Source organism: Clostridium sp. (genome assembly GCF_036646415.1).
Lineage (GTDB): Bacteria > Bacillota > Clostridia > Clostridiales > Clostridiaceae > Clostridium_J.
On the sequence record NZ_JAVXMF010000014.1, the window covers coordinates 79,572 to 93,617 of the forward strand.

The 14,046-nt window shown below is 31.3% G+C and carries 16 protein-coding genes; all 16 read right to left on the bottom strand.

Annotated elements, in window-relative coordinates; all coding sequences use genetic code 11:
• Positions 1-76: 76 nt before the first annotated feature.
• A complete protein-coding gene (gene map / locus RSD37_RS10775) occupies positions 77-943 on the bottom strand; it encodes a type I methionyl aminopeptidase (RefSeq protein WP_346946744.1) in 867 nt (288 codons plus the stop codon).
• Between the two features lie 158 nt (positions 944-1,101).
• On the bottom strand, positions 1,102-1,749 hold the full coding sequence (locus RSD37_RS10780) for an amidase domain-containing protein (protein ID WP_346946745.1): 648 nt from the start codon (positions 1,747-1,749) through the stop codon (positions 1,102-1,104).
• Between the two features lie 151 nt (positions 1,750-1,900).
• The gene (locus RSD37_RS10785; protein ID WP_346946746.1) at positions 1,901-2,770 is read right to left on the bottom strand and encodes a DegV family protein; all 870 of its coding nucleotides are present in this window, start codon (positions 2,768-2,770) and stop codon (positions 1,901-1,903) included.
• A 314-nt stretch (positions 2,771-3,084) separates the two neighbouring features.
• Positions 3,085-3,900 carry an acetyl-CoA carboxylase carboxyltransferase subunit alpha gene (locus RSD37_RS10790; protein ID WP_346946747.1) on the bottom strand — a complete coding sequence of 272 codons (816 nt, stop codon included), beginning with the start codon at positions 3,898-3,900 and terminating at the stop codon, positions 3,085-3,087.
• Between the two features lie 31 nt (positions 3,901-3,931).
• On the bottom strand, positions 3,932-4,795 hold the full coding sequence (accD, locus tag RSD37_RS10795; RefSeq protein WP_346946748.1) for an acetyl-CoA carboxylase, carboxyltransferase subunit beta: 864 nt from the start codon (positions 4,793-4,795) through the stop codon (positions 3,932-3,934).
• Between the two features lie 155 nt (positions 4,796-4,950).
• On the bottom strand, positions 4,951-6,300 hold the full coding sequence (locus tag RSD37_RS10800; protein WP_346946749.1) for an acetyl-CoA carboxylase biotin carboxylase subunit: 1,350 nt from the start codon (positions 6,298-6,300) through the stop codon (positions 4,951-4,953).
• Between the two features lie 20 nt (positions 6,301-6,320).
• Positions 6,321-6,779 carry a 3-hydroxyacyl-ACP dehydratase FabZ gene (fabZ, locus tag RSD37_RS10805; protein WP_346946750.1) on the bottom strand — a complete coding sequence of 153 codons (459 nt, stop codon included), beginning with the start codon at positions 6,777-6,779 and terminating at the stop codon, positions 6,321-6,323.
• 40 nt (positions 6,780-6,819) lie between these two features.
• Entirely contained in the window at positions 6,820-7,332 is a 513-nt protein-coding gene (gene accB / locus RSD37_RS10810) for an acetyl-CoA carboxylase biotin carboxyl carrier protein (RefSeq protein ID WP_346946751.1), read from the bottom strand.
• Between the two features lie 2 nt (positions 7,333-7,334).
• On the bottom strand, positions 7,335-8,573 hold the full coding sequence (fabF, locus tag RSD37_RS10815; RefSeq protein WP_346946752.1) for a beta-ketoacyl-ACP synthase II: 1,239 nt from the start codon (positions 8,571-8,573) through the stop codon (positions 7,335-7,337).
• Between the two features lie 21 nt (positions 8,574-8,594).
• Positions 8,595-9,335, bottom strand: coding sequence for a 3-oxoacyl-[acyl-carrier-protein] reductase (gene fabG / locus RSD37_RS10820; RefSeq protein WP_346946753.1), 741 nt, complete (start codon positions 9,333-9,335; stop codon positions 8,595-8,597).
• A 14-nt stretch (positions 9,336-9,349) separates the two neighbouring features.
• On the bottom strand, positions 9,350-10,291 hold the full coding sequence (fabD, locus tag RSD37_RS10825; protein WP_346946754.1) for an ACP S-malonyltransferase: 942 nt from the start codon (positions 10,289-10,291) through the stop codon (positions 9,350-9,352).
• Positions 10,292-10,306: 15 nt separating this feature from the next.
• Positions 10,307-11,248 carry an enoyl-[acyl-carrier-protein] reductase FabK gene (gene fabK / locus RSD37_RS10830; RefSeq protein ID WP_346946755.1) on the bottom strand — a complete coding sequence of 314 codons (942 nt, stop codon included), beginning with the start codon at positions 11,246-11,248 and terminating at the stop codon, positions 10,307-10,309.
• Positions 11,249-11,300: 52 nt separating this feature from the next.
• Positions 11,301-11,531 (bottom strand): acyl carrier protein, encoded by a 231-nt coding sequence (acpP, locus tag RSD37_RS10835; RefSeq protein ID WP_346946756.1) that lies wholly within the window; start codon positions 11,529-11,531, stop codon positions 11,301-11,303.
• 36 nt (positions 11,532-11,567) lie between these two features.
• A complete protein-coding gene (locus tag RSD37_RS10840) occupies positions 11,568-12,545 on the bottom strand; it encodes a beta-ketoacyl-ACP synthase III (RefSeq protein ID WP_346946757.1) in 978 nt (325 codons plus the stop codon).
• A gap of 12 nt (positions 12,546-12,557) precedes the next feature.
• A complete protein-coding gene (locus RSD37_RS10845) occupies positions 12,558-13,022 on the bottom strand; it encodes a MarR family transcriptional regulator (RefSeq protein WP_346946758.1) in 465 nt (154 codons plus the stop codon).
• A gap of 164 nt (positions 13,023-13,186) precedes the next feature.
• A partial coding sequence (locus RSD37_RS10850; RefSeq protein WP_346946759.1) for a M23 family metallopeptidase occupies positions 13,187-14,046 on the bottom strand: 860 nt, incomplete at its 5' end.

Below are 14,046 nucleotides of genomic sequence, written 5' to 3' on the forward strand. Positions count from 1 at the left end.
ACTTGTCCATAATATGTAATATATTGAAATCCCAATTAAAACCTTGTAAATTTTCACTAAAATATATTAACTTAATTTAAGTTAATATTTCATAACCCTCATCTGTAACAAGTATAGTATGCTCCCATTGAGCTGATAATAAATCATCTTCAGTAATTGCAGTCCAATCATCTTCTAATACTACAGTTTCCGGTACCCCTTCATTAATCATTGGCTCAACTGTAAATATCATTCCTGGTAATAATATCATTCCCTCACCTCTTTCACCTATGTGAGGAACAAAAGGTTCTTCATGAAACTCATTTCCAATACCATGACCACCATATTCATATACTACTGAATATCCTTTACTAGTAGCTAATTCATTTATAACAAAGCCTATATCTCCTAAAGTATTAAATGGTTTTATTTCTTCTATACCTTTTCTTAAACACTCTTTAGCTGTTTCTACTAAATCTCTTGCCTTATCACTCACATTTCCAATTAAAAATGTTCTGTTTGAATCCCCATAATATCCATCTAAAATACATGTAACATCTACATTAACTATATCACCATCATTTATTATAGTATCTTCATTGGGTATTCCATGACAAACCACACTATTTATTGATACACAAGTACTCTTAGGAAATCCATGATATCCTAGTGGTGCTGGATAAGCTCCATGTGATACTGTATATTCATGAACCCATTTATTTACCTCTTCTGTAGATATCCCTGATGTTATCTTTTCTTCAACCATATCTAATATCTCTTTAGTTAAAGTACAGCTCCTTCTTATTCCTTCGATATCCTCCTTAGATTTTATTATTTCTCTAGGTATTTGATATCCATATTGGTTACTTAATTTCTCTAAGTATTTATCTTGTTCCATATGACATTTTTTATATTTTAACCCACTTTTACACCAGCAGTCATCATTTCTGTTTAATTTATCCATCATTTCCTCCATTACTTATAAATCTATATTTTATATTAAATTTTCATATTTATATATGTTTTACATCTATTATATCACTTATTCCTTTATATAATTAAAAATTTTACATGATAAAAAGGTTTTGTATAACAATGTCTACAAAACCTTTTTATAACTTATTAAAAATGATAAATATATACATATCTTGCTTTTTTATTCCTTAACAACTTTAAATATTGATATAAGGATACATGCTTTCTGTTAACACTATGTTGAGCAATAAATATATCGTACATGTTTAATGATACATTAAATTCCTTTGAGTGTATTACTTGAGAATGGTATACATTTTGATTACTATCTGCATATTGTATGACATCGCCTATCATTAGATATTTATATAGTTCATCAAACTTTGCTATAGCTTCTTCTACAGTTAATTCTCTGTACTCATTAGCCATGTTATTTCCTTCGCCATTTTTATTTCCCCAATACATTCTGAAATACTGAGAACCTCTCCAAGTTAATGAAACTTTTCTTAATGCCATAGCATCTTTAGTGTAACAAAACCAATCAGTAACCTTTCTATAGTCTGTTCCCTCCATTTTCATACCACCTGCAACTAATACCTGAGATATAAAATTGGTACAATCATTCTCCTTAAATAGTGGGTATTCCTTTAAATTAGGTGACTCTGCATAAGCCTCGGCATAAGCTTTAGCTAATGTTCTATTATAAACATAGTTACTTCTACTGGTTATCTTGTCTTTAAGTTGGGACTTAGCAATAGCTTTTTTGATTATCTTAAGTATATTTCTACTTTTCATAATCCCCCTCCCATCTTAAAATAATTCATTTTTATTAACATTTAACTAGTATCTATACTAACTATATACTCATTAATGATATGTTTGTTTACAATTAAATCTATAATTTTTATCTAATTATAAATAATATATAATATTTATACCTTTAGTTTTATCTTTCACTTCCTATAAAGAATAAAGCCAATAATCCTGCACCTGTATGGCTCCCTATAGTTGGCCCAAGATGATTTATTATACAATCTTTAACATTTCCTTTTTTTCTACATAACGCCTCTAAAACCTCCGCATCTTCTATACAATCTCCATGAGATATTGTTATAAGTTGCGATTCATCTCCACCTTTTTCAATGAATTTTTTTGCAAGCTCTGATATAGCTTTTTTTCTTCCTCTTACTTTATATAAGGGCACAAGCTTTCCTTCATTATCCATATGAAGAATAGGTTTTACATTTAATACTGTTCCTACCGCTGCTGCAGAGCTTGATACTCTTCCTCCTCTTTTTAGGTGGTTTAAGTCATCTACAGTAAAATAATGATTTACCTTTAATTTTATATTTTCTATGAATGTTACTATCTCTTCTTTTGACTTTTCTTGCTTCATCATATCGTATGCTTTATGAGCTAAAAGTGCTATTCCCATACTAGCACATAAGCTATCTATTACAGTTATATCACTTGATGGTATTTCTTCTTTTATATTTAAAGCTGCTGCTCTAGCATTATTTATAGTTCCAGATAACCCTGAAGAAAGACCTATATAAATAACTGCTTTCCCCTCACTAGCAAGTGTTCTAAAAGCCTCTTGAAATTTATATACATTTATCTGTGATGTAGTATACATTTCTCCTATTCTTAACCCTTCATAAAATTCTCTACTGTCTATGGTTTCACCAAAGTAATCCTCCATATCTTTGCCTTTAAAATTACATCCTATTGGAAGGCCTATTACGTTAGGATTTTTTATAAATTCTATTGGTAAATCACTTCCTGAATCAACCATCAAAACTAAATTATCTTTCATAAATTCCATTCCCCTCAATTTCTTATTTATATATATTTATAATTTGTAAATTTATTTTATACTAACTATCTTTTATCTACATAATAGCCTTATTTTTTAGAATTAACTATTATGTAAAGTTTTAAAACCTGTACCATAATTCTACTTCATATTTTTATTTATATACAGTACTATGTATTATATATTTATACAAATAAAATATGACCAATTAATATTAGTATTACAATCATTTTATCACAACTTAAAATAATTTACATTAAATACTATATTAGTAATTGGTCATAGTTTAAAACTATTATTTAATTTTTATATATTTATTTTGCATTTTCAGTAAACTTTCCTAGTTTTCTAAACTTATAATATCTTTTGGTAAGTAGTGAATCTATAGGTTCTTTGCTTAGTCTTTCTACCGCTTCCTTTAAATGCATGTATATACTGGTTGACATCTTATTAAAATCCTCTTGAGCTCCTCCTATAGGTTCTTTTATAGCTCTATCTATTACACCTAAACTTAATAGGTTCTCTGAGGTTATCTTCATCTTTTCTGATGCTTCCTTAGCTCTTGAAACATCTTTGTATAATATAGATGCAAACCCTTCTGGTGATAAAATAGAATATATAGAGTTTTCCAACATCCAAATCTCATCTGCAACTGCTAATGCTAGCGCTCCACCACTACCACCTTCTCCTATAATTATAGAAATTATAGGAACTTTTAAAGTACTCATTGTCATAAGATTTTTTGCTATTGCCTCTCCTATACCTCGCTCTTCTGATTCTATCCCACAAAATGCTCCAGGTGTATCTATAAATATGATTACTGGTCTTTTAAACTTTTCTGCTTGTTTCATAAGCCTTAAAGCTTTCCTATACCCCTCTGGTTTTGGCATTCCAAAGTTCCTATCTATATTTTCCTTTGTATTATTTCCCTTTTGTATTCCTATCACCGTAACACTGTGATTTAAAAGCCTAGCTATTCCACCTACTATAGCACTATCATCACCGTAACCTCTATCACCTTTTAATTCCATAAAATCTGTAAATATATCATTTATATAATCTAACGCTGTAGGTCTTTTTATACTTCTTGCTATATTAACTTTTTCCCATGAAGTAGCTTTATCTTTCATAATCTTACTACACCCTCTAACATTTTAAATTTCAACTATTATGCAATTCTAAAATAGTACTAAGTGTGCTTTTCATAGCTTTTCGATGCACTATTTTATCTATATATCCTTTTTCTAGAAGAAACTCTGCTCTTTGAAAATCTTCAGGTAGCTTTTGTCTTATTGTTTGTTCTATAACTCTTCTTCCTGCAAATCCAATAAGGGTATTAGGTTCTGCAAGGATTATATCTCCAAGCATGGCAAAACTAGCAGTTACTCCTCCTGTTGTAGGATCTGTTAAAACCGTTATATATAGTAACCCTTCATTATTGTGATAAGACAATGCTGCTGAAGTCTTAGCCATTTGCATCAAGGATAAAATTCCCTCCTGCATTCTAGCTCCACCCGAACATGTGAATATTATAATTGGTAATTTTTCATGGGTAGCTTTTTCTACTGATCTTGTAATCTTCTCTCCTACTACACTTCCCATACTTCCCATTAGAAAATTACTATCCATTACACATATTATAACTTTCTTACCACATATATTTCCGCAGCCTGTTATTACTGCATCATTCATATCTGTTTTTTCTTTTACTAACCTTATTTTTTCATCATAATCTGGAAAATCTAAAGGGTTAACTGAAGATATATCACTAAACCATTCTGTAAAGCTTCCCTCATCAATTATCTGTTTAATTCTTTCTTTTGCAGTTAATCTAAAATGACCTCCACAAGAGTAACAAACTTTTAGATTACTCTCTAGATCTCCTCTATATATGGTCTTTCCACACCCTGAACATCTAACCCACATACCATCTGGAACTTTTGGTTTTTTAGCTGCTTCTTGATCTTTAGTAGGTTTTATTTCTATATAAACATTCTTTTTAAATAATGATTTTAACTCTTTCATATCATACCTCATCTAGATTAAACTTATATATAACTTAATCTTCTATATAAAAATCCTAAACCCTTAATAATAAACTTATATCTATAATTAATTAATCTTAATATATTTGATATAATTACATTTCTTATAGAAACTTGTGTTAAAAAGTAATAATTCTATTTATTACTTTTAAGATAGGTTTCTAAAAAACTGGTGTCAAAATTTCCATTAATAAAATTATCATTAGATAAAATACTTAACTGAAGATCTATGTTTGTGCTAACGCCCTCTATTATAAATTCTCCTAAAGCTCTCTTCATTTTACTTATAGCTTCCTTTCGATCTTTACCATGGACTATTAACTTTCCAATCATAGAATCATAAGTATGTGGTATTTTATATCCTTGATATACTGCAGAATCTAATCTTATACCATTTCCGCCGGGTACATATAAGTTTGTTATTAATCCTGGGCATGGCATAAAGTTTTTATATGGATCCTCTGCATTTATTCTACACTCAATAGAGTGGCCTGTAATATTTATATCCTCTTGTGAAAAACTTAGTTTTTCTCCATAAGCTACCTTAATTTGTTCTTTTATTAAATCTATACCTGTTACCATTTCTGTTACTGGGTGTTCTACCTGTATTCTGGTATTCATCTCCATAAAGTAGAAATTTAAATTTTTATCTACTAAAAATTCTATAGTTCCAGCATTAACATATCCTATGGATTTAGCAGCTTTAACTGCAGCTTCACCCATTTTTTTTCTCATATTCTCATCAAGAATAACAGATGGTGCTTCTTCCAATACCTTTTGATTTTTTCTTTGTATGGAACATTCACGTTCTCCTAGGTATACTGTATTTCCATAACTATCAGCTATTAACTGAATTTCTATATGTCTTGGTTTCTCTACAAACTTCTCTATATACATCGAATCATCATTAAATGAAACTTTAGCTTCTCTTTTAGCTGCATTAAAATCACTTATGAGCTGATTCTCATTATTTACAATCCTAATTCCCTTTCCTCCACCTCCACTGGAGGCCTTTATCATTACTGGATATCCTATTTCTTTAGCTATTAACAAAGCGTCCTCTTCACTTGTAACAATTCCTTTAGAACCTGGTACAACTGGAACCTTTGCTTCTTCCATAAGTTGTCTAGCTCTTGATTTGTTTCCCATGTTACTTATGTTATCTGAAGTTGGTCCTATAAATTTGATATTACATTCCTCACACATCTTTGCAAACCTATTATTTTCAGATAAAAATCCAAATCCAGGATGAATAGCTTCTGCACCCTTTAATATAGTAGCACTCAAAATATTATTTTCATTTAAATAACTATCTTTTGAAGGTGATGGTCCAATACAAACACATTCATCTGCCATTTGTGTATGGAGTGCATCCTTATCGCCTTCTGAATATACTGCCACCGTCTGTATGTCCATTTCCCTGCAAGCTCTAATTATTCTAACTGCAATTTCGCCTCTATTTGCAATTAATATTTTTTTAAACATATCGCTACCTCTCTTACTTCCTATACTCCTACAGCAAAAGTTAACTCACATTCACAAGCAATGTTTCCATCAACTGTTGCCACTGCTTTTCCAATACCCATTGGTCCCTTTATTTTTATAATTTCAACCTCTAATTTTAATCTATCTCCAGGAACAACCTTTCTTCTAAATCTAGCATTTTTTATTCCACCAAAATATGCTATCTTTCCTCTAAACGCCTCATCATAAAGTAGTGCAATTGCACCAACCTGCGCTAAAGCCTCAATAATTATTACTCCCGGTAATACTGGCTCTTGTGGAAAATGTCCTTGAAAGAAGTATTCATTCATTGTCACATTTTTGTATCCAACAGCCTTCTTCATAGGATCTAAAGATTCTATTCCATCCACAAATAGGAATGGATATCTATGAGGAATTATATCCTGTATTTCTTTTATATTTAGTTTAATTACATCCTTAACTTCATTTAAGTCTGACATCTGATTCACTCCTTCTATAATTAAGTTGAATAATACTTAATTAATTTCTTATAGCCATTATAGGTTGCCCAAACTCAACAACTTCTCCATTTTCTACAAATACTTGTGCTATAGTTCCATCAATTTCACATTCAATTTCATTCATTAACTTCATAGCTTCAACTATGCAAATTGTAGAACCTTTTGAAACAGTATCTCCAACCTTAACATAGGGTTCTCCATCTTCTGTGGGAGAAGAATAGAAAGTTCCTACCATAGGTGACTTTACAATAAAACATTCATCTAAACTCTTGTCTACACTGGTTACTTCGTCAATATTATATTCTGATTTTAAATTAACCTGGGTATCTTGATTAATTGGATTAGTGGTCTTAACCACACTATTTTCCATGGTAATAGATCTATTTATATCCTGTTTATCATCAGTGTAAATAACTTTACTAGAATCATTTTTACTCATTCTTATTCTAAGCCCAGCTTCTTCTAATTCTAATTCTTTTAGATTAGAGTCATTTATTAGTTTTATTAACCTTTCAATAGCTTCGTAATTCATTACTATTCCTCCCATTTCTTGAATAAAAGTGTAGCATTATGTCCGCCGAATCCTAATGAATTTGATAGTGCATACTTAAGTTCAGCTTTTCTTCCAACATTTGCTACATAATCTAAGTCGCAATCTTCATCCTTCTCTTCAAGTCCTACTGTTGGTGGAACAAACCCTTCCTCTAAAGCCTTAATACATACAATTGACTCTATTGCTCCTGATGCACCTAAAAGATGACCTGTCATAGATTTTGTAGAACTAACAGGAATGTTATATGCCACTTCTTTAAATAAATTTTTAATAGCAATAGTTTCAAACTTATCATTATAAGGAGTACTAGTACCATGTGCGTTTATATAAGAAACATCTTCTAATCTTATATTTCCTTGTTCTATGGCAAGCTTCATTGACCTTGAGGCGCCTTCTCCATCTGGACTAGGTGATGTTATATGATAAGCATCACAAGTTGATCCATACCCTACGACTTCTCCATATATCTTAGCTCCTCTTGCTTTTGCGTGCTCTAACTCTTCTAGGATAACTACTCCAGCTCCTTCACCCATTACAAACCCACTTCTATTTTTATCAAATGGAATAGATGCTCTTTTAGGATCTTCACTCTTACTAAGTGCAGTTAAAGATGTAAATCCAGCAACACCAGTTTGAGATATAGATGCCTCTGCTCCACCAGCAATAATTACATCAGCTCTATTAGCCCTTATCATTTCAAAACCTTCACCAATACTATTTGTTCCTGTAGCACAAGCTGTTACTATTGACATGCAAGGACCTTTAGCATCATATTTAATGGCTATATTTCCTGCTGCAATATTCCCTATCATCATAGGAATTAAGAAAGGTGATACTTTGGTTGTGTCTTTTTCTATCATCCTTCTATATTCATGTTCTAATATTTGAAGTCCACCAATTCCTGAACTTACTAAAACCCCTAATCTATAACTATCCACTTCTTCTAGTTTCAACTTTGAAGATTTTACAGCTTCATCAGCTGCAACCATGGCAAACTGACAATATTTATCCATTCTCTTACTCTCTTTTTTATCTAAAACTATATCTGGATTAAAATTTTTAACCTCAGCTGCAATTTTCACCTTAAACTTTTCAACATCCATAGACTTTATAAAGTCTATCCCACACTGTCCTTCTTTAATACCATTCCAAAAACTATTTACATCGTTTCCTATAGGAGTTACTGCTCCCATACCTGTAATTACAACTCTTTTATCCATTTATTTATTCCTCCTATTTCACTACATTACCATGCCGCCATCTACATTTATAACTTGACCTGTAATATAACCTGCATCTTCTGATGCTAAGAAAGCTACTACTTTTGCTACTTCTTCTGCCATTCCAAATCTATTTAAAGGAATTGCGCTTAACATACTATCTTTAACCTTATCATTAAGTACATCTGTCATATCACTTTTTATAAAGCCTGGTGCAACAGCATTTACAGTTATGCTTCTGCTTCCAACTTCCTTTGCAATAGACTTTGTAAGTCCTATAACTCCAGCCTTTGATGCTGCATAATTTGCTTGCCCAGCATTTCCTACAACTCCTACTACTGAAGAAATATTTATTATTCTTCCACATTTTTGTTTAATCATATGAGATATAACACACTTACAAGTATTAAATACCCCTTTAAGGTTTATATCTAACACATTATCAAAATGTTCTTCTTTCATTCTCATGAGCAACCCATCTTTTGTTATTCCTGCATTATTAACTAATATATCTATTGATCCAAAGGTATTTATAGCTTCATCTATTAAAATCTTACCTTCATCAAATTTACTTACATCACATTTTACTAAGATTGCATCTCCACCAAGGTTTTTTATTTCCTCGGCAACTTTCTTAGCCTCTATTTCACTACTAACGTAATTTATTATTACATTAGCTCCATTTCTCCCAAACTCTAGAGCAATAGCTTTACCTATTCCTCTACTTCCTCCAGTAACTACAACATTTTTTCCCTTAAACATACTGATATCATCTCCTATACACTTAGTTCTAAATATTTTAAAGTGTTATAAATGGATTCCTTGTCTTCCACGTTCAATACCTTAACTTCTTTATTTATCTTTTTTACAAATCCACTAAGAGATTTTCCTGGTCCCACTTCTATGAATGTGTCTATTCCCATTTCTATCATAGTTTCAATTGTTTTTTGCCACTTAACTGATGATTTAACTTGATTTTCTAATAAATCTTTAAGACTATTTATATCTGATAAAACCTCTCCTGTAACGTTAGGTATTATATCTACAGTAGTTTTATTAAATTTCACACTATTAATTTCGTTTCTTAGTTTTTTTGAAGCTTCTTTCATTAAATCTGTATGAAACCCACCACTTACAGGTAGTTTAATGATTTTCTTAGCTCCTTTTTCCTTTAACATTTTCATAGCTTCATCTACTAGGTGACTCTCTCCTGAAATCACAGTTTGAGAACTACAGTTATAGTTTGCCACCGATATTATACCTTTAGATTTAAGCTCATTGCATACATCTTCAATATCATCAATCTTCCCACCAATTACTGCTGCCATAGCACCTGTTGTATTATCACTATCTTCCTTCATGAATATGCCTCTTTGCTTAACTACACCTATACCTTCTTCAATATTCATAATTCCACTTGCAATTAAAGCTGAATATTCTCCAAGACTTAACCCAGCCATAGCTATTGGATTTACTCCATGTTCCTTCAATATCTTCGCTAATGCTATTGAAACAGTAACTATAGCAACCTGATTATTCTCAGTAGATGTTAATTCCTCTATAGGACCATTAAAGCAAAGGTCACTTATGTTCTTTCCTAAAATTTCATTTGCACTACTAAAGATATCCTTAGCTAATGAAAACTCTTCATATATTTCCTTACCCATACCAACATATTGGCATCCTTGACCTGGGAAAATAAAACCTACTTTTTTCATAGTTACCTCTCTATATTAAAAATTATTTGCTAAAGATTTAAGTAGTTTTTCTGTACCTTCTACAAAATCTTTTATAATATCTTCACAGCTTTCTTGTTTCTTGATTAACGCTGCAATTTGGCCTGCCATAACTGAACCATTGTCTATATCACCTTCTATAACAGCTTTTCTAAGTCCACCTACCCCTAAACGTTCTAGTTCTTCTGCAGATGTGCCTTCTTTTTCTAGTTTTATATACTCTCTAGATAATTTATTTCTTAAAACTCTTATTGGATGTCCAGTACTTCTAGCTGTTACTACCGAATCAATATCCTTTGACTCTATAACCTTCTTTTTATAATTCTCATGAACAGTACACTCATGTGCTACAAGGAACCTAGTTCCAACTTGAAACCCCTTAGCTCCTAGCGCTAATGCTGCTACCATTCCTCTTGGATCACCTATGCCTCCAGCTGCTATAACTGGAATATTTACTGCATCAACTACTTGTGGAAGAAGTGCCATAGTCGTAAGTTCGCCTATATGACCGCCAGCTTCACAACCTTCTGCAATTATCATATCGGCCCCACTTCTCTCCATTCTTTTTGCAAGACCAGTAGATGCCACTACAGGAATAACCTTAATATTATGACTTTTCCACATATTCATATATTTACCAGGGTTTCCTGCCCCAGTGGTAACTACCTTAACACCTTCTTCGCAAACAATCTTTGCAACCTCATCTGCATTATCACTAATTAACATTATATTTACTCCAAAAGGCTTGTCTGTAAGCTCTTTGGCTCTTCTAATTTCACTTCTTACATTTTCAGGAAGATTACTTCCTGCTGCTATAATACCAAGACCACCTGCATTAGAAACACTACTTGCCAAACTGCTATCTGCAATCCAAGCCATTGCCCCTTGAATTATTGGATATTTTATTCCTAAAACTTCACATATATCAGACTTAAACATACGTACCTCCTATGGTTAAGGTCAGATAGTTATCTACCTGACCTTAGCTTTACTACTGAACCTTAGTTTCTATATAGTTTGAAATATCTTGAACAGTCTTGATATTTTCAATATCTTCGTTTGGTATCTCTATATCAAACTCTTCTTCTAAACTCATAACAATTTCAAATATTTCTAATGAATCTATTCCTAAATCATCTGTGAATGAAGCTGTTACACTTAACTCCTCTACCTCTAGTGATAATTGTTTTGCTATAACCTGTTTAACTCTTTCTAATACCATTTCTTATTCCTCCTGTATATTTAAAATTTAATATTTTTAACTATTCCATTTTAGTAATGCGCTACCATATGTTAGCCCACCACCGAATCCTATAATTATTATTTTATTACCATTAGATATACGACCTGATCTATTAGCTTCATCTAATGCTATTGGTATGCTTGCGCCAGATGTATTTCCTGTAGTATCTAAATTTACAATAAATTTAGACAGTGGAATACCGATTTTTTTACTAAAACTTTCTAACATTCTTAAATTAGCTTGATGTGGAAGTATGAAATCTATCTCTTCCTTACACAATTCACTTTCTTTAAGAATTCTATTAAACTCTTCTTCCATGATTCGAACTGCAAACTTATAAATTTCTTTTCCATTCATTTTTATCTTATAATCAGATTCATCAATCTCTTTTGTATAAGGATTCACCAGTGGTAACACATTACAAGTAAGTGATTCTCCCTTGGATCCTACACTTTTACAATTAATATATGATATATTCTCAGTATCATCTGAAGTTAATACCACTGCTCCTGCTCCATCTCCAAATAATATGCATGTATTCCTATCTTCCCAATCTACAATCTTAGATAGAACCTCAGCTCCAATTATAAGAGCATTCTTCGCCCTTCCTGTCGCTATATAGTTATTAGCTATATCTAAAGCAAATATAAAACCACTACAAGCTGCATTTATATCAAATGCCATAGCATTTGTTGCTCCAATATGCTTTTGTACATTACATGCAACTGAAGGAATTAAAGCATCTGGACTAACTGTAGCAACTAAAATTAAATCTATATTGCTACTTTCTAATCCACAACTTTCTAATGCTCTTATTGCAGCCTTAGTTGCTATATCTGTGGTATCCTCTCCGTTTGATATACTTCTTTCTACTATTCCCGTTCTTTCTTGTATCCATTTATCTGATGTATCTACAATGTTTTCTAATACTTTATTCGAAATCACATTGTCCGGCGTGTAAGATCCAGTACCTATTATTCTTGAACCACTCACAATGTTTCTCCTTTACTTCTTTTTAAGATTATATTTTTCCTTGAAGAAGCTATTTACCTTTTCTAATGATTTTATTAATACATGCTCTTCTTCCTCGGAAAGTCCATTTATGGTTTCATTTATCATTTCTTGATGAAATTTTTCATGTACTCTATACGCAAGCTTACCCCTTCTTGTAAGGGCTATCATTACAGCTCTTCTATCTTCTTCCCCTCTGGTTCTTTCAACATACCCTTTTTTAACAAGTTTTGTTATAGCTGTAGTTAAAGTACCAACGGTTATACTTAAATCATTAGCTATTTCAGTCATAGTTCTTGCTTTATACATCCCTATAGCTTCAATAGTATGTATTTCGGTAACAGATAAATCATTAAGTACACCTTGTCTTAATGCATTTTGTTCAATTTCTAAAATATCATTAAATATAGTTACTAATAATTCATTTAGAACTTGATTTTTAGAATTAGAGGATTTCATCGAAATTCCTCCTCCCTTTTGTTTGATTTTCAAATAGTTTGATAATCAAAGTATATTACTAAAGGAATAATAAGTCAATATTTTTTTTGTTTTCAAGTTAACTTTACTTTACTAATATTATAAAGGTTTAGAAAAAATTTTCTAAACCTTTATAATTAGATGTCTTAATATTCATTAGAACCATTATATTCTAATGGATTTATATTATTTCCATCTACTTTAATCTCAAAATGCAAATGTGGTCCTGTACTATCACCAGTGCTTCCTACTTCTGCTATAACTTGCCCCGTTGAAACCCACTCTCCAACAGATACATTTAGCTTACTACAATGTGCATATACAGTTTGTAAGTTGTTCTTATGATCTATTATTACAACATTTCCATATCCTTTTTCAACTCCCGAAAAACTTACTTTTCCATCAAGTGCAGCCTGTATTGATGTACCACTATCTGCAGCTAAGTCTATACCTTTATGATTATAACCATTACGTTGTTCTCCAAAAGTAGAAGTTAGTATTCCACTTACTGGAGTAGTCATTGAATTATGTAGAAAAACTTGTCGATTTAGTTCTGTATTGCCTTGGCTCAAAGTTGTAAATGCTACTTGATCATTATTTGATTTTACTTTTATATACTTAACTTTATTTTCTTTAGTAACTGTAAAACTAACTATTTGTTGATCATTTGCATTATTATGCTCTATTATTTTATTTGTAACTTCTTCCTCCGTTAAGATTTCATTTTCATTACAAACTATGTTTTCATAGAGTATTTTGTTATTTAAAGCAACATCTTTTATGTTATCTATATTAGCTTTATTAACATAAATATCTTTCACCACATCAAGCGCACTATTTCCTATATTTTCGCTTAAAACTATACCTATATCTACGCCATCAGATTTCATTGCTAACGCATTTATACTTTTGTTTTTTTCTACATATTCTTCTGCTTCTACTGTTTTCATTGTAATCATGGTTAAAATACATAAGGTTGATACACACACTATGATTAATTCCTTAA